This is a genomic window from Acinetobacter sp. 22512 (assembly GCF_052044755.1).
Lineage (GTDB): Bacteria > Pseudomonadota > Gammaproteobacteria > Pseudomonadales > Moraxellaceae > Acinetobacter > Acinetobacter pittii.
Genome location: NZ_JBQENP010000018.1, coordinates 33,007 through 55,595 on the forward strand (window position 1 = coordinate 33,007; position 22,589 = coordinate 55,595).

The 22,589-nt window shown below is 34.6% G+C and carries 22 protein-coding genes, 1 tRNA gene and 1 pseudogene; 9 read left to right on the forward strand and 15 right to left on the reverse strand.

The window, feature by feature from the left end; all coding sequences use genetic code 11:
- Window positions 1-5 precede the first annotated feature (5 nt).
- Window positions 6-1,241 (reverse strand): SfnB family sulfur acquisition oxidoreductase, encoded by a 1,236-nt coding sequence (locus ACTJJG_RS15700; RefSeq protein ID WP_372552634.1) that lies wholly within the window; start codon window positions 1,239-1,241, stop codon window positions 6-8.
- A gap of 344 nt (window positions 1,242-1,585) precedes the next feature.
- Here ACTJJG_RS15700 and ACTJJG_RS15705 point away from each other — a divergent pair, with 344 nt between their 5' ends.
- The 5 genes from ACTJJG_RS15705 (at window position 1,586) to ACTJJG_RS15725 (ending at window position 6,151) form a co-directional block, all read left to right on the forward strand.
- Window positions 1,586-2,350 carry a glutathione S-transferase family protein gene (locus tag ACTJJG_RS15705; protein WP_017386781.1) on the forward strand — a complete coding sequence of 255 codons (765 nt, stop codon included), beginning with the start codon at window positions 1,586-1,588 and terminating at the stop codon, window positions 2,348-2,350.
- A gap of 533 nt (window positions 2,351-2,883) precedes the next feature.
- Complete coding sequence (locus ACTJJG_RS15710; protein ID WP_014206541.1) at window positions 2,884-3,777, forward strand: amino acid ABC transporter substrate-binding protein; 894 nt, start codon at window positions 2,884-2,886, stop codon at window positions 3,775-3,777.
- 94 nt (window positions 3,778-3,871) lie between these two features.
- Window positions 3,872-4,714 (forward strand): amino acid ABC transporter permease, encoded by an 843-nt coding sequence (locus ACTJJG_RS15715; RefSeq protein WP_002114400.1) that lies wholly within the window; start codon window positions 3,872-3,874, stop codon window positions 4,712-4,714.
- Window positions 4,715-4,716: 2 nt separating this feature from the next.
- A complete protein-coding gene (locus ACTJJG_RS15720; protein ID WP_005076376.1) occupies window positions 4,717-5,394 on the forward strand; it encodes an amino acid ABC transporter permease in 678 nt (225 codons plus the stop codon).
- 13 nt (window positions 5,395-5,407) lie between these two features.
- Entirely contained in the window at window positions 5,408-6,151 is a 744-nt protein-coding gene (locus tag ACTJJG_RS15725) for an amino acid ABC transporter ATP-binding protein (protein ID WP_002114298.1), read from the forward strand.
- 51 nt (window positions 6,152-6,202) lie between these two features.
- Here ACTJJG_RS15725 and ACTJJG_RS15730 read toward each other — a convergent pair whose 3' ends face one another.
- Window positions 6,203-7,516: a DcaP family trimeric outer membrane transporter gene (locus tag ACTJJG_RS15730; RefSeq protein ID WP_032003480.1), complete on the reverse strand. Its 1,314-nt coding sequence runs from the start codon at window positions 7,514-7,516 to the stop codon at window positions 6,203-6,205.
- A 346-nt stretch (window positions 7,517-7,862) separates the two neighbouring features.
- Between ACTJJG_RS15730 and ACTJJG_RS15735 the strand changes: the two genes are divergently transcribed.
- The gene (locus ACTJJG_RS15735; protein ID WP_002050132.1) at window positions 7,863-8,333 is read left to right on the forward strand and encodes an Lrp/AsnC family transcriptional regulator; all 471 of its coding nucleotides are present in this window, start codon (window positions 7,863-7,865) and stop codon (window positions 8,331-8,333) included.
- 45 nt (window positions 8,334-8,378) lie between these two features.
- Here the strand turns inward: ACTJJG_RS15735 and ACTJJG_RS15740 are convergent, their stop codons facing one another.
- From ACTJJG_RS15740 to ACTJJG_RS15750, 3 genes are all read right to left on the reverse strand, one after another.
- Window positions 8,379-9,128, reverse strand: a complete 750-nt coding sequence (locus tag ACTJJG_RS15740) for a YebC/PmpR family DNA-binding transcriptional regulator (protein ID WP_002114471.1) — start codon at window positions 9,126-9,128, stop codon at window positions 8,379-8,381.
- Window positions 9,129-9,289: 161 nt separating this feature from the next.
- The gene (locus ACTJJG_RS15745) at window positions 9,290-9,835 is read right to left on the reverse strand and encodes a 1-acyl-sn-glycerol-3-phosphate acyltransferase (protein ID WP_017386783.1); all 546 of its coding nucleotides are present in this window, start codon (window positions 9,833-9,835) and stop codon (window positions 9,290-9,292) included.
- Window positions 9,836-10,021: 186 nt separating this feature from the next.
- Window positions 10,022-10,594 (reverse strand): TetR/AcrR family transcriptional regulator, encoded by a 573-nt coding sequence (locus ACTJJG_RS15750; protein WP_005076373.1) that lies wholly within the window; start codon window positions 10,592-10,594, stop codon window positions 10,022-10,024.
- Window positions 10,595-10,872: 278 nt separating this feature from the next.
- Here ACTJJG_RS15750 and ACTJJG_RS15755 point away from each other — a divergent pair, with 278 nt between their 5' ends.
- Entirely contained in the window at window positions 10,873-11,736 is an 864-nt protein-coding gene (locus ACTJJG_RS15755; protein WP_032003481.1) for an iron-containing redox enzyme family protein, read from the forward strand.
- 169 nt (window positions 11,737-11,905) lie between these two features.
- Here the strand turns inward: ACTJJG_RS15755 and ACTJJG_RS15760 are convergent.
- Window positions 11,906-11,982: transfer RNA gene (locus ACTJJG_RS15760), tRNA-Ile, on the reverse strand.
- A 1,112-nt stretch (window positions 11,983-13,094) separates the two neighbouring features.
- Window positions 13,095-13,979 carry a LysR family transcriptional regulator gene (locus tag ACTJJG_RS15765; protein WP_032057054.1) on the reverse strand — a complete coding sequence of 295 codons (885 nt, stop codon included), beginning with the start codon at window positions 13,977-13,979 and terminating at the stop codon, window positions 13,095-13,097.
- Between the two features lie 89 nt (window positions 13,980-14,068).
- Between ACTJJG_RS15765 and ACTJJG_RS15770 the strand changes: the two genes are divergently transcribed.
- Window positions 14,069-14,506, forward strand: coding sequence for a PACE efflux transporter (locus ACTJJG_RS15770; RefSeq protein WP_032057053.1), 438 nt, complete (start codon window positions 14,069-14,071; stop codon window positions 14,504-14,506).
- A gap of 59 nt (window positions 14,507-14,565) precedes the next feature.
- On the opposite strand, the gene ACTJJG_RS15775 is transcribed toward ACTJJG_RS15770, so the two are convergent.
- From ACTJJG_RS15775 to ACTJJG_RS15785, 3 genes are all read right to left on the reverse strand, one after another.
- The gene (locus ACTJJG_RS15775) at window positions 14,566-15,981 is read right to left on the reverse strand and encodes a purine-cytosine permease family protein (RefSeq protein ID WP_032057051.1); all 1,416 of its coding nucleotides are present in this window, start codon (window positions 15,979-15,981) and stop codon (window positions 14,566-14,568) included.
- Window positions 15,982-16,221: 240 nt separating this feature from the next.
- Window positions 16,222-16,686 (reverse strand): hypothetical protein, encoded by a 465-nt coding sequence (locus ACTJJG_RS15780; protein ID WP_014206549.1) that lies wholly within the window; start codon window positions 16,684-16,686, stop codon window positions 16,222-16,224.
- A 225-nt stretch (window positions 16,687-16,911) separates the two neighbouring features.
- Window positions 16,912-17,841: a DMT family transporter gene (locus ACTJJG_RS15785; RefSeq protein ID WP_005076361.1), complete on the reverse strand. Its 930-nt coding sequence runs from the start codon at window positions 17,839-17,841 to the stop codon at window positions 16,912-16,914.
- A gap of 94 nt (window positions 17,842-17,935) precedes the next feature.
- Between ACTJJG_RS15785 and ACTJJG_RS15790 the strand changes: the two genes are divergently transcribed.
- Window positions 17,936-18,787, forward strand: coding sequence for a LysR family transcriptional regulator (locus ACTJJG_RS15790; protein WP_032070441.1), 852 nt, complete (start codon window positions 17,936-17,938; stop codon window positions 18,785-18,787).
- A 62-nt stretch (window positions 18,788-18,849) separates the two neighbouring features.
- Here ACTJJG_RS15790 and ACTJJG_RS15795 read toward each other — a convergent pair whose 3' ends face one another.
- From ACTJJG_RS15795 to ACTJJG_RS15815, 5 genes and pseudogenes are all read right to left on the reverse strand, one after another.
- Window positions 18,850-19,476 carry a sterol desaturase family protein gene (locus ACTJJG_RS15795; RefSeq protein WP_002115991.1) on the reverse strand — a complete coding sequence of 209 codons (627 nt, stop codon included), beginning with the start codon at window positions 19,474-19,476 and terminating at the stop codon, window positions 18,850-18,852.
- Window positions 19,477-19,579: 103 nt separating this feature from the next.
- A complete protein-coding gene (locus ACTJJG_RS15800) occupies window positions 19,580-20,578 on the reverse strand; it encodes an AraC family transcriptional regulator (RefSeq protein ID WP_032057047.1) in 999 nt (332 codons plus the stop codon).
- A gap of 81 nt (window positions 20,579-20,659) precedes the next feature.
- Window positions 20,660-20,839, reverse strand: coding sequence for a hypothetical protein (locus ACTJJG_RS15805; RefSeq protein WP_032057046.1), 180 nt, complete (start codon window positions 20,837-20,839; stop codon window positions 20,660-20,662).
- Window positions 20,840-21,397: 558 nt separating this feature from the next.
- Complete coding sequence (locus ACTJJG_RS15810; protein ID WP_014206552.1) at window positions 21,398-22,417, reverse strand: fimbrial protein; 1,020 nt, start codon at window positions 22,415-22,417, stop codon at window positions 21,398-21,400.
- Window positions 22,414-22,542, reverse strand: a pseudogene (locus ACTJJG_RS15815) (hypothetical protein); the annotation flags it as partial. The gene ACTJJG_RS15810 and the pseudogene ACTJJG_RS15815, both read right to left, overlap by 4 nt.
- Window positions 22,543-22,589 lie beyond the last annotated feature (47 nt).

Below are 22,589 nucleotides of genomic sequence, written 5' to 3' on the forward strand. Positions count from 1 at the left end.
TCTCCTTAAATCCAAGCATGGCGGGCAGGGAAATGACCATTAAGGTAATAATTGCCAATGGCATGTAATTTCCAGCGAACAGGGTCGTGTAAGGTATGTACACGGGCATTTCGCCAATGTTGATCTAAATTGTGTTGGCTTAAACTTGAACGACTACCGCCTAGCTCTAGTAGTTTTTCAGAGATTTGTAGGGCAGCATCATTGGCATAGACTTTCGCTTCAGCAACCAAAATTGAAGCTTTAGCTACTTGTTCATCAGTCACCGTTTGAAGTTGATCAAGTTCATCTAAATACTCAGCAGCTTCATCAAGCAGTAAAATTGCAGCATCGAGCAAAATATTTAACTTACCTACCTCTTGCAGTGTGTAATGTTCAAAGCTGGCTTTTTCAACATTTGCATCAATAATTGGACGTGCTTTATGAATAGTCGATAAAGTATCGTCAAAAGCAGCTTCTGCAATCCCCACATCAATGGCAACTTGTAATAACTGTGAATAGGCACCGCGATAGGTTGGAAGTTGTGTTAATAATCGCTCATCAAAAATAAGTTCAGGATTAACTTCAACTTGATTTAATTTAACTGTACCGCTCGCTGTCGTACGTTGCCCAAATCCATTCCAGTCATTAATAACTTCAATACCTTGAGCGTCTCGGTTAACAATGACTAAAACCACATGACCTTCAGGATGAATTGCTTTAATCGCGAGCCAATGCGCAAAGCTCGTACCTGTAGAATAAAACTTTTCGCCGTTTAAAATATATTTGCCGTTCTCAACAGTAAGAGTGGTTTTTAATGTTTTTGAATCGTGGGTATTACGTTCTGGCCCACCGTTGGCAAGACGTTTACCTGCTAATATTTCTGAAAAGATAAATTGTTTTTGTTGTTCTGTGCCCATGATTTCGATCAGGTTTAACAGGCTAATCTGATTTTGTGGAATCTGACCAACATTCGCATCACCTTTACTCAAAATACGGAAAACTTGAGCCAAAGTTTTATTCGAAACAAAAGCGCCGCCGTATTTTTTCGCAATGCGAATACCACCTAGGCCTTTTTGACTAAAGCTTTCTATTTGCTCATGCGGTAGTAAGCGTTGTTGATCACGTGTATTACGACCCTCTAAAGCATAATCAGCCACTTGATAAGCAGCATTAATGGCTTGTTGATCATTTTGAATGATTTGGACGTATGCCGTCGTTTTAGATAGAGAATTAGACATAATGACACCTTGTATTACTGTCATTACCTTACAAAAGAAATATTTTTCCACTAAACGAGGACTTATGCTCAGCTTATGAATAAAAATGCAAAGCACTTTTTTTGCTTTTTAATGAAAAAATAGAGATATTGAAAGATTATAAAAAACAATGGTTTAAGATTGTTATGCGGAAAAATAATAATAGAATTGGTTTTAATATGAAAACGAGCAATAAGTACGGTAAAAAAAGATATAAAAAAATAGACTTAAGTGTCAGTGAAAAATGAGCACAATATCCATTGTTTTAACTAAAAATAGCTTCTAAAGTATCTACTTACCGACGACCATTTTTGTACAAATAGTCAAATAAAAATAAACGTGGAGATTTTATGCGGGTTTTGTATCAGTTTCCTTTGTCCCATTATTGTGAAAAAGCTCGCTGGTTGTTAGACCATAAAGAACTTGATTATGTGGCTCATAACTTAATTCCAGGCTTTCATCGTGCTTTTGCACAACTCAAAACAGGCCAAAATTTACTGCCTATTTTGAAAGATGATCATCAATGGATCGCTGAGTCGACTAAAATTGCACTTTATCTGGATGATACTTATCCAGAGCATTCACTGTTACGTCGTGATGAACAATTAAGACAGCAAACATTAAAAATAGATAGCTTGGCTGATGAGCTGGGTATTCATGTCCGTCGTTGGGCTCTAGCTCATACGTTGGCGCAAGGAGACCATGCTTTAGAAATTATGATGGGTGAACAAGGTTATTTACGTCAGTTTGAAAAAATATCGAAGCCATTCCTCAAAACACTGGTAAAGAAGAACTATAAACTTGAAGAAGAGCTAGTCAACCAGTCAAAAGAGCGCATGGATGAACTCATAAATGAACTAAATAACTGCTTAATCGAAAATCAGGCACGTTATATGGTAGGCGATCGCTTAAGTCTTGCTGATATTTCTGTATGTTCTATGCTTGCTCCTTTATTAGAAATAAAGGGTACGCCGTGGGAGCGGGAAGAGGCTGAAGGTGTTTCGGAAGAATGGAATAACTATCAACAAAATTTACTCGATTTACCTCTAGGTCAGTATGTTTTAAGAATATATCAAACTGAGCGTAATGCGCGAGTAGATTGGCGCGGAATTTAAAATTATAAAATGCCCTGAGAAAATCGGGGCTTATTTTTATCTTTGCTAGTTATTTTATTAATGTAGATATTACTATCAATTTTCTAAATGATTTTTATTAAGCCATTTGTTTATATTATTTTGATGCCAAAATTACTTTTCACAATATAAATTCCATTTTATCTAAATGACTAATAACTTTAATTTTTATGATTTTTTGGAAAATACAATTTTTCTAAATACTATTTTTAGCCAAAGTTAAGCCACTTTATTGTGCATGTGTTTACAATGTAATCAATAATTGCCACATTTAAGTGTAAATAGATGAGCTTAATAATAGACAGAAGATTAAAACATAGATTAAAGTAGAAACATGTGAGCAGTTTTAAAGGTATTAATTCTGCAAAACAGATTGAATAGAATAAGTGAAGCAAATGGATGGGTCCGACTTGGAAAAGTTGGCTCGATAATTGCAATTTAATAAAAAATCACTCTATTGCTCTATATGAATGATTCTATAGATAAATAGAGAGAATGATCATCAAGGAGTTCTTATGAAACGTTCTGCAACCTCTCTCATTATTTCAACAGTTATGCTTTGTACGGTTGGCGCTACTTCTCAAATTCAAGCAGCAGATACATTAGCTAAAATTAAAAGTACCGGAAAAATCGTAATTGGTCATCGAGAATCCTCAGATCCAATTTCATATGTTGTTGCAGGTAAACCAGTAGGTTATGCAGTCGATATCTGTAACCAGTTTGCAAATGACATTAAAAAAGAATTGAAAATGCCTGGCTTAAAAGTTGAGTACAAGGCAGTAACTTCATCAACACGTATTCCTGAGCTTTTGGCAGGCAATATCGATATGGAATGTGGTACCACTACAAACTCTAAACAACGTCAGCAACAAGTCGGTTTCTCAACTAACTACTATGCAACAGAAGTGCGCATGGCTGTTAAAGCAAACTCTGGTATTAAAAGTTTGGCGGACTTAAATGGTAAAGCAGTTGTTACTACTCAAGGCACTACATCTGACAAATACATCAAGATGAATGAAAAAGGTCAGGCAGTTAATGTTCAAAATATTTATGGTAAAGATCATGCTGACTCTTTTGCCATGATGGCATCTGGCCGTGCTGCTGCATTTGTAATGGATGATAATATTTTAGCAGGCTTGATTGCTAAGTCTTCTACACCTAAAGCTTTCGCAATTGTAGGTCCGGTACTTTCATCTGAACCTTATGGAATTATGCTTGCTAAAGATGATCCAAAATTTAAAGCGATTGCAGACCGTACTGTAAATAACTTATGGAAAACTGGTAAAATGGACGCTTTATATAAGAAGTGGTTCTTATCTCCAATTCCACCAAAAAACACGAATTTGAACATGCAACAAAGTTCATCTTATAAGAAATTAAAAGCTAACCCAACAGATGCAGGAATCTAACTGGATCTTTTTGTCCTAAATTTACTTGTGTAAGTGTAAAGATTCATTTGCACAAGTGGTCTATTTTCTAAAGATATTAATTTAAGGGGCAAACATGTCAGTCGGCTCGCTAAACTGGACTATATTCTGTGCGGAGTCTAATGAATATGGTGTCGATAAAGCCGCATGGGCAGAATCAGTTTGTAAAGCTATTGGTAGCTCAAGCTACAATGCTTATGCTGAGGCACCCACATGGTTACAAATGTTAGGTTCAGGCGTGTTCACTATGGTTTGGACAGCTATTATAGCCTTTCTTATCGCATTTTTATTAGGTTCTCTCCTAGGGGTAATTCGTACATTACCCAACAAACCTCTCGCATTTATCGGCAATTGTTACGTTGAAATTTTCCGTAATATTCCACTTATTGTGCAACTATTCTTCTGGGCTTTTGTTTTTCCCGAGTTTTTACCGGACAGCTTAAGTGCAGGTAGTGGGGATGTAGTTGCTGGTGGTTGGTGGAAAAATATTTTAAATCAGCAACCTGCGGTTATTGGTGTTTTTGCATTAGGTCTCTACACGGCTGCCCGTGTATCTGAGCACATACGTGCCGGAATTAATACCGTTTCTCGTGGACAGAAGTTCGCAGCTTCCGCTATGGGTTTTACTACTGCACAAAGCTATCGTTATGTCATTTTACCGGTTGCATATCGTACCGTATGGCCAACGATTACATCTGAAGCAATGAACGTTTTTAAAAATTCAGCTGTTTTATATGCGTTGAGTGTGTTGAATTTCTTTGCTTACACGAAAACCATGCGTGAAGAAACTTCTCAGGACATTATCATTCTTATTCTCTCTACACCTGTTTATTTGATTATCACTTATAGCATTAAGTTTGTGATGGCATGGATTGAGAAACGAATGGCTGTACCTGGCTTAGGTTCAGGAGGGAAGTAATCATGGATTTTTCTTTATTACAAAACCCTGATGTGATCGCGGCACTCAAAGAAGGTTTCATTTTTACGCTTACCGTAACGGTATTAGCAATGATGGGCGGTATCCTAATTGGAACCCCATTGGCAATGATGCGTTTATCTAGCAGTGCCATCGCAAGTAATTTTGCAAAATTTTATGTTGATCTGTTTCGTGGTATTCCACTGATTCAGGTGATCTTTATCTTCTACTTTTTGTTGCCGAAAATATTTGAGTTTCAATCTGATACCTATTGGGGACCATTATTTTCGAGTGTCGTGACCTTTGCTATTTTTGAAGCAGCTTTTTTCTCGGAAATTGTACGTTCTGGAATTCAGTCTATTTCAAAAGGTCAGGTACATGCAGGCTATGCGCTAGGTTTTACCTACGGTCAATCAATGCGCTACGTGGTATTACCTCAAGCCTTCCGTAATATGCTCCCAGTATTGTTAACTCAAACAATCATTCTATTTCAGGACATCTCTTTAGTTTATGTGATTAGTGCACCTGACTTTTTAGGCCGTGCAGATACATTGGCTAATACTTATGGACCTGAAACAAAAGCAACATTCTATTTAATCGTCGCTGTAGTGTATTTCTGTAGCTCGTTTGTGCTGTCGCATTTAGTCAAACGCTTACAGCAAAAAATTGCCATCATTCGCTAATTGGAGATTTTAAATGCCAATGATAGACATCCAACATATCTCTAAATGGTATGGTGATTTTCAGGTTTTAACAGATTGCACGACGAGTATTGAAAAAGGTGATGTCGTTGTTGTTTGCGGACCATCTGGTTCGGGAAAATCAACACTCATCAAAACAGTAAATGCTTTAGAGCCATTTCAACAAGGTGATATTATTGTTGATGGAATTTCACTTAAAGATCCAAAAACAGATCTTGCTAAATTCCGTTCACGAGTGGGAATGGTCTTTCAGCACTTTGAGCTTTTTCCGCACATGACTGTTTTGGAAAATTTGACGATTGCTCAAGTTAAAGTGTTAAAGCGTTCAGTTGCAGATGCTCGTGCAAAAGGTTTGAAATATTTAGAGCGTGTAGGCTTACTTGCTCATAAAGATAAATTTCCGGGGCAGTTGTCGGGTGGTCAGCAGCAACGTGTAGCGATTGCACGTGGTTTGTCTATGGACCCAATCTGTATGTTGTTTGATGAACCGACTTCTGCACTTGATCCTGAAATGGTCGGTGAGGTTCTTGAAGTTATGGTGCAGCTCGCACATGAAGGCATGACCATGATGTGTGTTACTCATGAAATGGGCTTTGCTAAAAGAGTATCTAACCGTTTAATTTTTATGGATGAAGGTAAAATTTTAGAAGATTGCCCAACCCATGAGTTCTTTGATAATTTAGAAGCTCGTCATGAGCGTGCTAAACTTTTCTTAGAAAAAATTCAGGCGATGCACTAATAACCCTAATAAAAAAAGAGCCATTAAAGGCTCTTTTTTTATATCTAATTTTTAGAAACTATATTTTGCTAGCAGGTTGATACGTGAATAATCACCCTTGTCACCTGCAAAAGTTTCACGTTGACCGTAAGTATATTCTGCTCCTAAATCAATATTTTTAACTGGGTTCCAGATTAAATTGACTAAAGCGTTATAAATTTCTTTGTTATAGCTGGTATTGGTTAAATTGCTATTTGCATAGACATTATCATCTTTGTATTGAATACCACCTACAGCAAAAGTAGAACGCAGAATAGGGCTCCATTTACGTTGATATCCAATTACTGCGCTATCGAATTCTCCTAAATTAATATCTTGTGTTGTTGTGTCATAGTTATAAGCCGAATTGCTATAAAGTAAATAACGGCCATCGCCTTTAACATGATAGTAGTTAGCAACTACGCTATCTTGAGGCGTTAAATCATATTTACCACCAACGCCTACACCCCAGCCAAATTTCTCTTCAGAAGTACTATCTTTTGGAGCTACACGGTTTTCATGGGCAAGACCATGTAACTGTAATAGGCCTTTGTTATCCGTAGTTTTGAAATCATATCGTGCTGTTAAAGCAGGAAAACGGCTTCCACCGGCAGCATTACCAGCTTTTTCAACATCGCCACCCTCTAAGGCAACTAATATTTTTTGTTGTGCATTAATTGGCTGGGTGTAACGAACCTGTACTGTACGTGTAGTACCTGTACCAATAGCGCCATTAAAATCTACTGTTTCTGGTGATGTATCTGTGTTTACAAAGGGTGAGGTTGTTTGACCAGCTAACCATTTTCCTAAAGACATATAGGCATGACGAACACGGAAAGTACCATTGCCATTATCTCCATTGCCACCCATGAAATCGGCTTCAATTTTACCTGTTAAATCTCCATATTGAGTTGGACGAGTAATATCTAAGCCAATTCGTGAAGTTGCTGCAGATACATTGAGTGAGTCTTGTTTTGGATCATCTTTATTCAGTGGATAATTGGCACCATTTGAAATACTGCCATTTGAACCTTTAAAGTCATAGGTTGCATCTGCGCGAACACTACCATAAAGCTTGACTTGAGTTTGCCCATCGGCCATAGCCATCCAACCTGGTTTTGATGCAGGGGGTGTAGGGGTGGCAGGTACTGCGGGAATTGTTGCTGGAGCAGTGACAGTTAAAGCTGTTTTTTGTTGATCAGATAGTTTCTGAACGAGTAGTTTTAACTCCTTTACCTCATCACGTAAGGCGTTAACTTCAGCATCTGTAGCGGCATGCACAGACATCGTCACGCTCATTGCACCTAAAGAACTCATTGCTAACACTAGTGTTTTGATTTTATTCACAGGAACTCCCCCGACATGGATAAAAATTTTCCTGCAAATACATAACAAAAATGATGCCAACTTTGCGAAGATTAAAAAATAGTCAAATTTTGATGATTAATTCCTTTTTAGCCTCAAATGGTAGTGAGAATAAGGATTCTGAATAGATAAACCAGATTTAAGCATAAAACTGACTCTCTAAAATGAACCGCCTCTGACACTACTTGCACGTTTAAAAGGCATAATCGAAATAAACTCTATAAAAGAAATAGAGTTTTGCTGTCCATAAACCTTTGTATTTTCAATGCAGAGGTGATGGTATAGGGTTATACTGTCTTTACTGTGAAATTCTGGCTGGAGATTAAGAGTGGAGTTAGATCGTTTTGATAAACAAATTCTAGAAATTTTGTCTCATGAAGACTTAAATTTGAATGAACTTTCAGAACGGATCAATCTGTCAGTCAGTTCTGTGCATCGCCGTATTAAGCACCTGATTGAAGCCAACATTATGGGACAGCTCAAAAGGGAAATTAATTTTAGTAAGCTTGGTTTTACTTTACATATTTTATTGCAAGTTTCACTGAGTAAACATGATAGTGAAACATTTGATAAGTTTCTGTCTGAAATAGAAGCAATTCCAGAAGTAACTAATGCATTCTTGGTAACGGGTCAGAGTGCTGATTTTATTTTAGAGCTTGTAGCACGCAACATGGATGACTACAGTGAAATTTTATTAAGACGTATTGGAAAAATCGACAATGTAGTTGCTTTGCATTCTAGCTTTGTCATTAAAGAATATAATGTGTTTAATTGCTATAACTTGCTCAACAAACTATAAAAAAACGCACCATTTGGTGCGTTTTCTTTGATTCAAATGTTTGATTTAAGCATCAAGTTGAGCCAAAACCTCATCCGAGAATTCAACGTTAGTATAAACGTTTTGTACATCGTCAAGATCTTCAAACATATCAATCATTTTAAGAATTTGTTTTGCTTGGTCAACATCTGTAATTTCAGCTTTTGTAGATGGACTCATCACAACTTCTGCGTTATCAGATTTTAAACCAGCAGCAGTAAGGGCATCTTGTACTTCACCAAAAGTTTCTGGTGAAGTGATTACCAAAATTTCGTCTTCTGAAACTTCAATATCTTCAGCGCCAGCTTCTAAAGCAACTTCCATGATTTTATCTTCTAAAGAAACATCTTCAAAAGTAATCTCACCACGTTTAGTAAATAGATAAGATACAGAACCCGCAGTTCCTAAGTTACCATTTGTTTTACTAAAACAGTGACGTACGTCTGGTACTGTACGGTTTAAGTTATCTGTCATTGTTTCAACAAGAACAGCAACCCCGCCAACACCATAACCTTCATAAGTTACTTCTTTTAGATCATCATTATCTTCACCACCAGCACCACGTTGGATAGCACGGTTAATGGTGTCACGTGTCATATTAACTGAGAGAGCTTTTTCAACTACTGCACGCAGACGAGGGTTGCTAGCAGGATCTCCACCACCAAGTTTGGCAGCAGTCACAATTTCACGAATATATTTAGTAAAAACCTTACCGCGACTTGCATCTTGTTTAGCTTTACGATGCTTAATATTGGCCCATTTAGAATGACCCGCCATGGACGTGAACTCCAAAAAAAGAAAATGCAAAAGTGCTGGAATATTAGCATAGGCTTGGTTTTGTTGAAAACTGTTGCCCTGCGTTTTGTTAGCCAATTGAATAAGAACAATAAGCTTAAGACCTAATGATTGAGATTAGGTCAAATCAAGTCCAATTTGATTTAGTTAATTTTTACATCTATGTCAAATTGAGCGTACAGCTCTTTAATGGTTTCCAAGTCTTTTTGTAAATCAGTCGGGTAAATTTTACCTAAAATCCCACCTTGTTTACTTCGAGCATTGGCATACATTAAAACAATAGGAACATTGGCTGCTTTTGCAATATGCCAAAAACCTGTACGGATAGGCTTACGTTCAGAGCCATCTTTAGCACGTGTAGCTTCTGGAGCAATCACTAAGTTAAAAGTTTCATGGGTTTGAAATTGCTCAACCATTTGCGAAACGATATCTTTACTTGCTTTACGATCAACAGGAATGCCACCCAATTTTTCTAAAATTGGCTTAAGTGGGCCTTTGAAAAGTTCTTTCTTTATTAAAGTATGAATTTTGATGTCTAACATTTGGAAGAGGGCAATCGAGAGCACTGCATCTAGATTTGAAGTATGTTCAAAGCCAATAATAACTTGTTTTTTCTCAAGAATTTGTGGGTCTACATTGTAGGTCCAACCAACGGCTTTAAAGATAGAGTTACCTAGAAATTTTTTCATACATCAGTGCAAATTGATAAATTTTCAGGATTCTAATATGAGTTTGTAAAAAAGCCTAGAAAAATTATGAAAGCTAAAGTAGACCACAAAAGTTAAGGATTATCTAAGTTCTAAAATATTTTAAAAGTTCTTTTTTTATTTTTCTCAAACTTCGTCTGAAAGTAATAAACCTAGATAATTTTAAAATTAAGATACTGGTTGTGGTATCTCTTCATTAATTAAATATTCAATATATTTCCAAATTTTTTCAGGGTTAATAAGGTTTTTATCGGTCGTTCCATCAATAATCATCCCATCAATAATAGAAATAATGATATGAACAAGGGGAGTTGGGTTTTCTATACCTAACTGAGTAAGTTTTTCATGTAACAGATTAGTCAACCATTTTGTATATTCATAAAATGGTTCACGAATTGAAGTATATTGTTTAGATACTTCAATAAATGCCTTTTTAAATAAACAGCCATTAAATGTTTCGCTATTGATCCATTCAATATACCAATTAAAAATAATATGAATTTGCTCAAGAGGACTAGCATCTTGATGTAAACTTAATTGTTCATTGATTGAGTTTTGGATATTTATATTTCGATGTTGCAAGCATTCCATAATTAAATTTTCCTTTGACGGAAAATATTTATAAAAAGTCATTTTTGCAACATTTGATTCAGCAATAATACGGTCAACACCAGTAGCATTGTACCCAATCTGATTAAATAAATTTAAAGCAGTATTTATAATATCTTCTTTTTTTGACATTACTATTCCATATAGTTAAAACTAATTATAACTTAATCTAAAATATTAAATTTTTAATACAAATTATGATAATAAAAAACTGATTTTGATTCAAGTTGAGATTGTGATAATGATTATCATTAATTGGAGTTTTTTTAAATTTTTTATTTGATTTCGTACGATTTTAATTCTAATATTAATCAATGAAGGAACATATTTAAATATTAATTTAAGTCATTGTTTTTATAATAAAATATGTAAAAATCGATCATGCTTCAATAAGTTTAATGAGAGCGGATATGCCTAAGAAATTTGAGAATTTTAATAATCCTAGAAAGAAAGCGCTTACAGGGATGAAACAAAGCATTTCAGCTGAACTATGGGAAAAAAATTCAAACTTTTTAACCCGATTAAGAGCAAAGATTGCGAAACATCCTGTATCTCATCATCCTGCAATCGATACTTTAAATAATGGCGAAATTAATAAAGAAGATTTAAAAAAAATTCATTTAGAGTATCGCCATGCAATTGTGCAAACTTTTACTGATGCATTGCTCATGGCTCAATTTCAAACTAAACAATTAGAGCCGAGATTGCATGCTGGTGCAAAAATGTTCCCGCGTTTTCTTTTGAGTTTAAATATTTTTGATGAGTTTGGATTTCGGCCAGGGTTGGATAAAGACGGCTACTATCAGGGAAATCCTGAATATGCTCATTATCCCTTATTTGAAGATATATTGAATGATTTCGGTATTACAGAACAAGATCGTCTAACTTATCATCCGACTGAAATTGCAGATCAGGTTAGGGTATTTTTAGAAAATGCTTATGATGACTATAAAGCTGTTTCAGCTTTATTAGCAGTCGCAGAAGAAGAAGTCATTCTGTATAGTCCACCTTTACGTAGAGCAACTAAAGCAGTTGGTCTAGATGTGGAGGGTGGTGGTTATTATCATGTACATGGTATTTCTGAGGATGAAAGTGCTGAAGCAGCAGATGATGATCATGAAGAAGATTTATGGTATGTCTTGATGCAAGCTTGTACAGAAGAAGACTATAACTATATTGAAAAATTATGCTTAGAATATTGTGATTTATGGGAAAAGTTCTGGGATACACAATTAGAGAATTCTGAGCCCATGCGAAAGCAAATCTTAGCTTAATAGATGAAAGATGAATATTTAGTACGGAACGTAAGTGTATTTTAAAACATCTAAAATTTAGGGATAAAATAAATTTAAATTTTGAGTATTTTTTATAAGAGTAAAGCATATTCTATTTGGATATATATTAAAAAACCCCATAAACTTTTTGTTTATGAGGTTCGGTATTTGGTGGGCCCACACAGACTTGAACTGTGGACCAACGGATTATGAGTCCGCTGCTCTAACCAACTGAGCTATAGGCCCTATAAGTCAGAAAAGCTTTTAATCTCAATGCTTTTCAGTGCGTGCAATACTAATCAATTTTTTAATTAAACACAAGTCATTTTCTGAAGTAGACGCAAACTAAACCCAAAAATTTTGTGTCATATTGGCTAATATTTCAAGCGATAGTGATTCTAGCTTATGTGTACTTCAAGAGTAAAGTGGAAGAAGTTATTTATCGATCAATTAGAATTTATTCCAACAATCTATTGTGACGATGACTTAATTGTATTTGTAGTTTGAGACATTAATTTATATAAAATAAATTTTGTTTAAAATATAAGCAGGAAGTGTGGATGTGCTGTTTGAGTATTGTGAAAATATAGAATTAGAAAAACTTATTTAAGATAATATAAATAGAGATTAAAAATACTATATAAAAGTTTCTATATTTTCATATTGTAATTAAAATTTAGGTATAACAAATCGTCTTTTAATTATATCTTTCGAAAAATAATAGTTGAAATAACTCTCTTAATAAGTTCTAGTCCATATAGTAAAGAACATAGACTATTAGGGCTAAATGACTTTAGACAATAGCATCATTAATTTTTAGAGTAGGTCGAAATTTAAAATCAACTTAAAAAGTAAACACTGAGATATAAAGTTATCAACTTTAATAATGAAACATAAAAGTAACAAATAAAGGGATTCAAGATTTTTTTGATGCAAATAAATTTAATTAAAATATAATAATTTTTCTTAAGGTGTTTTTTGTGTTTTTCTAAAAAAGCTGTTAAGGACGGTAATAGAAATTTTTATCATTAAACTATCTTTCCTTCTCTAAAGTATTTTCTATATAAAACCTAAATTGTGATTGTTTTCACAATAGTGTAAATGTTTGTATCTTATAAATTTTATTCTTGACTAAAACACTTGGTTTTAATAAAGTATAAGTGTATTTTTTACAAAATAAAATATTATTGCTTAATCCTGAAATACAGCAACAGGCCTACTTTCTAAGTAGGCTTTTTGTTTTTAGTAGTATTTAAATATAGAGTACAGAGTAATAAACTTAAGCTTTAAATAAACTAGATTTAACAAGAATCAAAATTATAAAAATCCTTAGACTTTCAGAACTAACCTATAAAGTTTTATAAATTTTCTTGAATAATTTTAATTAACTCTCTAGCTGCTTTAGGTAAAGGGCGGTCTTGGAGCCAAATTAAATAAATAGATAGAGGTAAATGATTTTTCGTATTTTTAAAATCTAAAAGGACTAAGTGACCTTGATCAATTTTATCTTGTACTAGTGATAACGGAAAATTTCCCCAACCAAGTCCAGCTTCAACCATATTAATTGCTGTTTGTAGACTATTGGTTTTCCAGTACATTGCACCAATAATTGAACGGGAATCTGTCATTTCATGCTCACTACTCGCCACAACAATTTGTCTAATATTAATTAATTCCTCGATAGAAAACCGTTTTGTTCCATCTTGTAGAAGAGCGTGGTTAGAAGAAATCGTAGCCGCCACTGTTTCAGTCATTACCAATTGTAGATTCTCGCGCATTTTTATATTGAGGTCTGAACCCGCTAAGCAAAGACTGATTTGCTCCGTATAAAGTAAATTAACAATGTCGTCTTGGGGAGCAGTAATAACTTCTATGTTCAGTAAAGGGAATTTATCAGCTAGTTTCTTTATTGAATGGAATAATAATTTTGTATTTACATCGGAAACAACGCCAATACGCAATTTACTTTCAAGTCCTAAAGAAAGTTCATGTGCATGAGTGCTAAATAGCCTAAGTTGTTCAGAAATGATCCGTGCTTGAGGTTCCAAGGCTAATGCTGTAGCAGTAGGAATGACCCTTCTAGGAGTCCGTTCAAATAATATATAACCCAATTCTGCTTCTAAATTAGCAACGGCCATACTTACTGCTGAGGGGACTCGATTTAGTTTACGAGCAGCCGCAGAGAAAGAACCCGTATCGAGTACGGTTATGAAAAGTTCAATATTTTCACTGTTAAAATTCATTTTGATATCAGCTGAACTGAAAGCTATTAACTTTATATATGATTTTGACTGAAATTAAAATATAAGGAATGAAGCAGAGTTTATTGATTATGCAAGGTATAAAGCGTCGAATTGTATATGTTTCTTCCTATGAAATAATCGGAATGGTTATTTCATCAGTAGGGTTAGCGATTTTGGCAGGTGATAGTGTTGAACATACTGGACCACTCTCTGTCATGATTACGACCATCGCTGTAACTTGGAATTTTATCTACAATATTTTATATGAGAAATGGGAAGCTAGACAAAGCAGTCATATCCGTACAGTTAAGCGTAGAGTGGGGCATGCTATTGGTTTCCAACTTACCTTAGTCTTGTTTTTGATTCCTCTTATTTCATGGTGGATGGATATTTCCCTGATTGCTGCTTTTTGGTTAGATGTGGCCTTTATTATCATTATCCCTATCTATACTTTTATATTTAATTGGAGCTTTGATAAGTTATTTGGATTGCCTATTTCGGCACAGGCTAAAGCGCTATCAGAATAACCGTAAAATTATTTTATAAGCTATCAAGGTGATCGACGTTGATAGCTTATCTAGTTTCATTATTTGATTTGATCAATGACTAACTGTTTTGAAAACTTGAGTTGAGCTTTCTTGGCGAAAATGTAGTAAATCAATGCAGTAGAGATAAGTCCTACAAGCCACGATAAATCGATTCCTCCTAACATTGCCGCAATTTGACCCGTATAGAATTTACTATCAATAAATGGTAGTTGAATCAAAATACCTAGAAAGTAGCAGGTAATTCCAATCCGATTCCAACGGCCATACTTACCATTTGGATCATAGAGTGCATCTACATCATATTCTTCTTTAGAGATAAAGTAGTAATCAACAAGATTAATAGCACTCCACGGAATAAAAAAGGTAAGCAAAAACAAAATAAATGCTTTAAAGGTGCTTAAAAAAGTATGTTCACCTATAATTGCAATAAAGGTTGAGACTACAACCATAGCAAGGACAATCAGTAATCTTGTTATTTTTGAGATTTGATTTGTCGATTTGAAACTATTCCAAATCGTAGCAATACACATAAAACTGCCATAGGCATTTAAGGTCGTTAGAGTAACTTTCCCAAAAGCGATACTGAAATATAGAAAGGTTACGACAAGGGCAATTGGGTTCATACCCACAACATATTGAACTTCATTTCCGACAAAATTGCCGTTTGCAACCTGAGCGATTAAAACGCCTAAGCTCATAGAAATTTGTGAGCCAATTAAAGAACCTAAGCCGACAGCCCAAAAAACACGAGATGAAGATGTTTTAGTTGGAAGATATCGAGAATAATCTGCAACATAGGGACCAAAAGAGATTTGCCAAGAAGCAGAAAGGGAAACTGCTAACAAGAATGAAGACCAGCTGAAATGACGTACTGCTAAGAGTTCAGAAAAATCAGAAAGTGCGAAGATCTGAGTCAAAATAATCACAAAAGCAATCAAACCAATAATACTGGCTACTTTGCCTACCAAATGGATTAAACGGTATCCAATCGTTGCGAATAAAATGATTAAACTTGCATAAATTAAGATACCAGTTGTATTGCTGACATGTGCCAAATGTGCAATTGCTTTACCCGCTAAAACCTCTCCAGTTGCGGTAAAACCAATATACATAAGGCAAACGAGTATGATTGGAATACAAGCGCCATAAACCCCAAATTGCACACGACTTGAAATCATTTGAGGGAGACCAAGTTTAGGACCTTGGGCAGCATGCAGTGCCATGACGGCAGCACCAAAACATTGTCCTACTAATAAGCCGATAATAGACCAAAAAACATCTCCGCCTAACACAACGGCTAGCGCGCCTGTCACAATGGCTGTGATTTGTAAGTTGGCACCGAACCATAGGGTGAATTGAGCAAATACTCCGCCATGTCTTTCATTTTCAGGAATAAAATCAATACTTCGGTTTTCTATAAAACTACTATTAGGTTTCCCAGCCGATGAGTCCATTTCACTCTCCTTATCCTTTAAGAGCCATCCTATTCTTATTCATTCATATTTGTATAATCAAATATAAACATGTATATACAAGTAATTTTAAGAAGAATCAAATATTTTTGAAGTATTGGACGTTAAAATTGAGTTAAATAATTCATAGATAAGTAGAAAAAGTATTTGACTGATTTTATTTTTAAAATTTAAATGATAAAAAAATAATATATGAAAAAGCCCTCTGCAGAGGGCTCTATTTTATGCATTTGCGTCTAAAACTAGTTGGAAATAAGTGGGAAGTTCAGAAAATTGTACCAGTTGGGTCTTATCTTCTTGCTTAAAATAATACTGATAATTTGGAGTGTCTAAATGGTTATCTAGATATTGGGTTGCATCTGTAAACTGTGCTTTTGCAATCGGCTTATCTTTCTTGCATTTAATAATAACAGGATTTACGGAGTTTAATTTTACAGGAACACCATTTTCAAATTTAGCAGTTTCAATCAATAAGGAAATTTTGAAATCTCCGAAGGTTACACAGAAGTGGCCTCCATTTTCTGTCTTAATTTCTCTGTCAGAGAAAAGATCTTTAAATAAATTCTTAAGGGATTCTCTATGTTTATCTAAGGCAACTTGAAATTCATGATCTCGTTGCTCGATCTTTTCTTGCTCTTCTTGTAGCAATTTGGCTTGCTTTTCAATTGTTGTAAAATCCAGCTTCATTTTAATATCTCCTTTGGTTGTTTTAAAACTATATATGGCAATCTTTTATTAAGTTTTAAAGAAACATACAGTATTTGTTACAACGGAATAATTAAGATGAGCTTTTGTATAAACCATCACAAATGTAAAAAATATTTTGAAAATATAAGAATTTAAAGAAATAATTTATATACTTGAAATGCTGCTACATATTAAAGATAGATTTTTAATGTAGCAGCATATTTCTTATTTTGTACAATGTTTTGCCATAAGTGGAGTGCTTTTAATTTTAAAAAATCCTCCGCTACTCATTACACCAAGCATTACTAAAACTGTTCCTACTAATTGCCAGATATTAAGGGCTTGTCCAGTAAGTAGAGCAATTATCATACTGAACACTGGCACAAAGTTAAAAAAGACAGAAGCACGACCAGCACCTAACTTTTGTATGCCATTAAACCAGAATAGATAAGCAATCATGGTAGAGCAGATAACAACATATCCCATGGCTAAGTGCGCATTTATAGGGGCAGATGTAATCGCTGTAAGAGGATCTTCAAATATCACACTCAACAAACCAAGTGTTATTGCCCCGAACAGCATAGAAAAAGTTGTTGTTTCTAAGGGAGTAGCATTTTTTACATAACGGCGAGACAGTACATTTGCAAGACAAAACCCAAATGCGCCCAATAATATAAATAGATCTCCAATGTCTATTTTGAGGTGCAGCAAAGTCGTTATATGTCCCTGACTAATCACCAGTAACACGCCACTTAAGCCAAATAAAACGCCTAAGAATTTATTAGTAGTAAGTTTTTCACCATCTAAAAGGATTGTCATTAATAGAGTCATTAATGGCGTGGTTGCCATAATTAAAGCACCGTTAACAGCTGATGTGGTTTGAAGTCCATAAAAACAGCCAATGTTAAATCCCGCAATTCCGATAATACCAATAATCAGATAGATAGCTAGATTCTGTCTTAAGGCTGTCCATCTAAGCTGGCCTGTTATTGAAAAGATTAAGAGTAAGCCTAGACTTGCAATAAAAAAACGTTCAGACGCAGCAGATAACGGGGGCATATGTTGAATAATATAAGACATTGCATTAAATGCTGATCCCCAAAAAAACATCGTTAAGACAACACCAGCATAGGCATAAGCCACCGTTCTGTTCATGGACAGGCTCCCATTAAGAAAGGTTTTATTCTCGACAAATCTATAAAGGTGTACAATTCCATATTAATACACTTCTAATGTGAAAATTTGCACAATGATTGATTGGGAAAATTTGCATTACTTTTCAGTTTTTACAGAAGAAAAGTCACTTTCTGCTGCTGCCAGAAAATTGGGAGTAGATCATGCAACTGTATCTAGAAGAATTGCCCAGCTAGAACAAAATTTAAAACTTAAATTAGTTGATCGTAGGCCACGGACATACATTCTGACTCCTGACGGAGAACGTCTTGCACAAGTAGTTGCTCGTATGATGGAAGAAACTTTTTCTATTGAACGTTTAACTCAAGCAGGTCAGCAAGAAGTAATGGGAAGTGTCTCTATTAGTATGCCTCCTTTAACTGCTGCACATCTCATCATGCCTCATTTGGGTAAATTTTATCGCTATTATCCGCAATTAAAATTACGGGTGCTCGGTGATGTTCATTATGTTTCTTTACAGCATAGTGAGGCTGATATTGCGGTACGATTTGGACGTCCAAAGGAGGAAAATTTAGTTGCTCGCAAAGTAGGTGAAATACCTTTTGGAATATATGTAGGTCCAAATTATTTAGCTTCAACAGATCCTGAAAATTATGATTGGATTAGCGTAGAAGTGGGGGGAGTGCATGGTCAAAAACAGCAAAAGTTAAAAGAAAGGTTAAATCATAAAGAACCTATAATGGTTACCAATAATCCCGAGTTACAGTGGAGAGCTGCATGTGGGGAAATTGGTTTAGCGGTCTTACCAGATTTTTTAGGAGCTCTTAGTAATTTGGTCAGATTACAAGATGATTATCCGATGAGTGCTGAAATATGGTTAGTCACACACGAAGATTTACGGCATAGCCCTGCAATACGTGTAGTAATGGATTTTCTTATGTCTTGCTTTGAGCCATTTAAAGTCTAAGCTATTAACTGCATTCATTTAAAAAGCTGCTGGAGTCCGCAGCTTTTATATTGAGATAAATTTTAAGCCAGACTGACTTCTATTCCTCTACGTAAATTAGATTGGTCCTGATCGGAGTTTAAATCAATTTTGGCATACGATTTGGCAAGTATGCGTCGAGCAGCAAAATTAATTGGTTTTTCTATCAACTTAGGTAATTTGATACCTAAGGGGTTGCTTTCGGTTTGAGATACCTCGGTTTTGACCCTAGTTCCCATAATATAGTCAAACCATGGTTTGGTAACGCACCAATTAGCATTTTGATTGCTTGTCATATGATGATCATAGTGCCAAGGGATGCGTTTCTTAGCATATTCAGGGTCTAAATGGGCTTTTGAATGCACACGCCAATAATTCCATAAGCCATAATAAAGCCCAGCTGTAAAAAAGGGCGCTACTGGTAAGAATACTGTTGCAGCACCAGCTAAACTAATTAATGCTGTTTTTTCATTATAAATTTCTGCATTTTTGAACATTGATTCTGCATAACCTTCATCATGAAAATTATTTAAGCGAGCACGTTTATGATGGGCAATATGAGTAAAAAAAGGGCTATTACGATACTTAGTTGGATATTCGTGTAACCAAACTTTATGGAAGTACCATTCAAGGCCATTTGCAACAAAAATACCGACAGGAAACCCGAGCATACTAATTACTTCTCATGAATCATAATTTAAATGCATTGTAAAATAAGAAAGTTTTATCGCTTTGACTCCATAGGCAGTCCAAGAACTGCCTATAAAATCAATTTTATTGCTTTTGTTTGCGTTGGCGATATGCGCTTGGAGTTTCACCAGTCCAACGTTTAAAGGCTCGTGTAAATGCAGAGGGTTCAGAAAAGCCAGTTAAATAAACAATTTGATCAAGGGTTTCTTTGGTATTTGCAAGTAAACGTCTTGCAAGCTTCTCTCGATGCTGGTTTAAAATTTTTTCGTAATTAGTATTAATTGCTTGTAAATCAGCTCGAAGGGTACGTGGGTTACGATTTAATTGTTCAGCAATAAATTTTTGATCGAATTGACCGGATTCAAGTAAACCATTGCTGAGCAAGCGCTCAATCGCATAAACAAGTTGATGCTTTTCTAAGTTTGATAGTTGCTGTTCAGCAATTGTTTCATGAATTTTTAATAATTCAGGTTCAGCCGCTGGTGATGCTTTATTCAATAATGTACTAGGAAAAATTATAGCGCCTTGTTTTTGGTTTAAAATTACCGGACATTTCCAAGCTTCTTGATAATTATGAGCTGAAGCACCTTGTTGATAAGGTAATGTAATTTGGCTAGGCCTAAACTCGTTATTTGTAATATATTTAAAAAAATTAAGAAAAATACCGATGCCACATTCAAGATAATGTCTTACAGAGTGTTCAAAACCTACTAATAACGCGATATCTTTTTCAACAATTAAAGAAAGATTAAATACATCGGTTAACAGGTGCTGATATCTTAAAGCACGTTGTAAACCTTCACCGAAAGTAGAACTACTTAAAAATAAATATTCAATAACTAAACCTCTGAAAGCAGGCATTTGACTACCTACATGCAAACCAATATCAGGATCTTCACTTATTTCTTCTGCCGCTGTCCAAAATCGCTGTTGAGTAGAATTGTCTCTACGAATATTTTTATCTGGCAGTTGATTGGGTAAATTTACACTTGCAAAAATAGATGCTGCATCTAATCCCATTTGCTGCATAGTTTGATAAGTCATCCATAAAAAAATTCCAGCATCGGAAGAATTTTTTGACATGTTTTTTATAAATATCCAGAAAGTTGTACAATGCATTCAATCATGAATTTATTGTTAATACGATATTTTTACCTATAAATTTCATTGATCAGAAAAAAAGCCTGCATCTTCACGTGCCTGTTTTAAAGCTAAAATAAAAGATATTAGTAAAAGTAGTCCTATGAGGAAAAGAAAAAGATCAATTTTACTGATCGCGTAACCTATACTTATAGCTCCTAGACTTAGTAAAACAATACATAATATTTTCCAAAAAATGAGCATGTTACGTTCTGATAAAAGCCTAAGAATATTGTTTGTAATTGAAGGGGATTTCTAAATTTATTTATGTTTTTTTTATTATAGATTATGTAATTCTTTATAATTTTATAAAATTCGTTTTTTATTAAGCTTTTGAAAAATAAAATAAATTATTTTTAGGTCATGTATATCGATTTCTTTCTTTTTTCTTAAAATTAAGTTTTTATTAATTAATAGAATGATAATTCTTTAGAAACACTATAAAATAGGAATGTAAAAAATAAATTTAATTTTTTAAATAATACAAAACAATAGCTTACTGTGATTATTTAAATTTTTGTTAAAAAAAAGACTTGATTTTTAAGCTAAATTTTGGAATTATAGTTATGCAAATTGTGATCTATTTCCCACAATTTGTATTTCAGGTTAAGTGGTTATCACTAATGCTCATTTGCTATTTTTGCTTATGAGCATTTTTTTATGTGACTTTTTAATATAACTACAAAATTTTTGAATTGTTAAATTTTAAGATTATTTAGCTGAGCTAAGCTTAATTATTTTTAATAAATTTTTAGAGACGAATTAATCATATTGAATAGTCACAGTGGCTGTTGCCGTAACCTCACCCGCGCTTACATTAGCCGCTGTTTGATAGTAACGAGCAGTTAAGGGAATATCGTACTCTATAGTCTGATTAGAGCTGACTGTGCCTATATTTTGTTTTATTGTTTTTTGAATTGGGGTAGTGGCACCATTCATATTCCATAATAATTCTACACCCACACCATTGGCTTTGGTTGAGTTTGCTGCACTATTATTAATGACCTGATTATTTTTGGGATCAGAATTATAGTCAAAACTTAAGCTGATGGTGTTACTTGTTGCTATACCCGAGTTGTTTTCGCCGCCGTTACATAAAATCGATAGATTAAAGCTCTGCTCGCCTTGTGTTGAACCAATCGCTTTAAAACCTGACTTTGTAACAGTCGGGAGTTGAATAGGTATATCTACACCATTTTGAATTTCACATGATGAAGACGCGATCAAAATAGGAGCATTACTTAATACTGTAGTAGTTAAAAATGGTCGGTTTTGTTGACCTGATACATAATAGGTGCTGTAACGTCCTGCTACTAATGCTCCTGAACCTGTGGTCATGGATGTTTTAATAACTTCCATAACAAAATATCCCGGTGAAAGGGTATATGCAGTATTTGGGGTTAAAGTACGTCTATATGGATAATACCCAGAAAAATCTGAAGCATCTGCTGCTTCACGATAAAGACGAATACCAATACCGGGAATATTGGTTGCATATACATTATTACCTATTGGGCTAACTGGATAATTTAAGGGGAGAGCCGCAATAATTTGATCACTAGCACGACTACATGTTGCAGTGGAATTATTGGGAGAAATCGTAAAAGTATTCCTTTGTAAGATAGTCCCTATAGGGTCAGTCGGTTTTACGACGATTTTACCAATATTCATCGGGATATCGACGGTGGTAAATCCCTTACTTAAATTACAATTTGCATTTGTATGGCTATAAGCAAATAGACTCGCTGCCAAAAATCCAATTTTTTTTAAAATCTTATTCATTTACAGACTGCCTTTGTCATAATAATTGATTGATTGTTATGCTTTATTTGATCCGTGATATCGTATTCAAGTTCGCATTTTTCAGTATTCCTTTCTCCCCATTTCACATATAAAAGGTGATGTGTGCTGAGAAAACAGGAGGTTTTAACTTGGTAAACTATAGACACTCATC

What these genes read in the sequence shown, in the direction of transcription:
- ACTJJG_RS15700 (WP_372552634.1), bottom strand. Translation starts at nt 1,241, where the DNA reads ATGACAGTAATACAAGGTGTCATTATGTCTAATTCTCTATCTAAAACG.
- ACTJJG_RS15705 (WP_017386781.1), top strand. Translation starts at nt 1,586, where the DNA reads ATGCGGGTTTTGTATCAGTTTCCTTTGTCCCATTATTGTGAAAAAGCT.
- ACTJJG_RS15710 (WP_014206541.1), top strand. Translation starts at nt 2,884, where the DNA reads ATGAAACGTTCTGCAACCTCTCTCATTATTTCAACAGTTATGCTTTGT.
- ACTJJG_RS15715 (WP_002114400.1), top strand. Translation starts at nt 3,872, where the DNA reads ATGTCAGTCGGCTCGCTAAACTGGACTATATTCTGTGCGGAGTCTAAT.
- ACTJJG_RS15720 (WP_005076376.1), top strand. Translation starts at nt 4,717, where the DNA reads ATGGATTTTTCTTTATTACAAAACCCTGATGTGATCGCGGCACTCAAA.
- ACTJJG_RS15725 (WP_002114298.1), top strand. Translation starts at nt 5,408, where the DNA reads ATGCCAATGATAGACATCCAACATATCTCTAAATGGTATGGTGATTTT.
- ACTJJG_RS15740 (WP_002114471.1), bottom strand. Translation starts at nt 9,128, where the DNA reads ATGGCGGGTCATTCTAAATGGGCCAATATTAAGCATCGTAAAGCTAAA.
- ACTJJG_RS15745 (WP_017386783.1), bottom strand. Translation starts at nt 9,835, where the DNA reads ATGAAAAAATTTCTAGGTAACTCTATCTTTAAAGCCGTTGGTTGGACC.
- ACTJJG_RS15750 (WP_005076373.1), bottom strand. Translation starts at nt 10,594, where the DNA reads ATGTCAAAAAAAGAAGATATTATAAATACTGCTTTAAATTTATTTAAT.
- ACTJJG_RS15755 (WP_032003481.1), top strand. Translation starts at nt 10,873, where the DNA reads ATGCCTAAGAAATTTGAGAATTTTAATAATCCTAGAAAGAAAGCGCTT.
- ACTJJG_RS15765 (WP_032057054.1), bottom strand. Translation starts at nt 13,979, where the DNA reads ATGAATTTTAACAGTGAAAATATTGAACTTTTCATAACCGTACTCGAT.
- ACTJJG_RS15770 (WP_032057053.1), top strand. Translation starts at nt 14,069, where the DNA reads ATGCAAGGTATAAAGCGTCGAATTGTATATGTTTCTTCCTATGAAATA.
- ACTJJG_RS15775 (WP_032057051.1), bottom strand. Translation starts at nt 15,981, where the DNA reads ATGGACTCATCGGCTGGGAAACCTAATAGTAGTTTTATAGAAAACCGA.
- ACTJJG_RS15780 (WP_014206549.1), bottom strand. Translation starts at nt 16,686, where the DNA reads ATGAAGCTGGATTTTACAACAATTGAAAAGCAAGCCAAATTGCTACAA.
- ACTJJG_RS15785 (WP_005076361.1), bottom strand. Translation starts at nt 17,841, where the DNA reads ATGAACAGAACGGTGGCTTATGCCTATGCTGGTGTTGTCTTAACGATG.
- ACTJJG_RS15790 (WP_032070441.1), top strand. Translation starts at nt 17,936, where the DNA reads ATGATTGATTGGGAAAATTTGCATTACTTTTCAGTTTTTACAGAAGAA.
- ACTJJG_RS15795 (WP_002115991.1), bottom strand. Translation starts at nt 19,476, where the DNA reads ATGCTCGGGTTTCCTGTCGGTATTTTTGTTGCAAATGGCCTTGAATGG.
- ACTJJG_RS15800 (WP_032057047.1), bottom strand. Translation starts at nt 20,578, where the DNA reads ATGTCAAAAAATTCTTCCGATGCTGGAATTTTTTTATGGATGACTTAT.
- ACTJJG_RS15805 (WP_032057046.1), bottom strand. Translation starts at nt 20,839, where the DNA reads ATGCTCATTTTTTGGAAAATATTATGTATTGTTTTACTAAGTCTAGGA.
- ACTJJG_RS15810 (WP_014206552.1), bottom strand. Translation starts at nt 22,417, where the DNA reads ATGAATAAGATTTTAAAAAAAATTGGATTTTTGGCAGCGAGTCTATTT.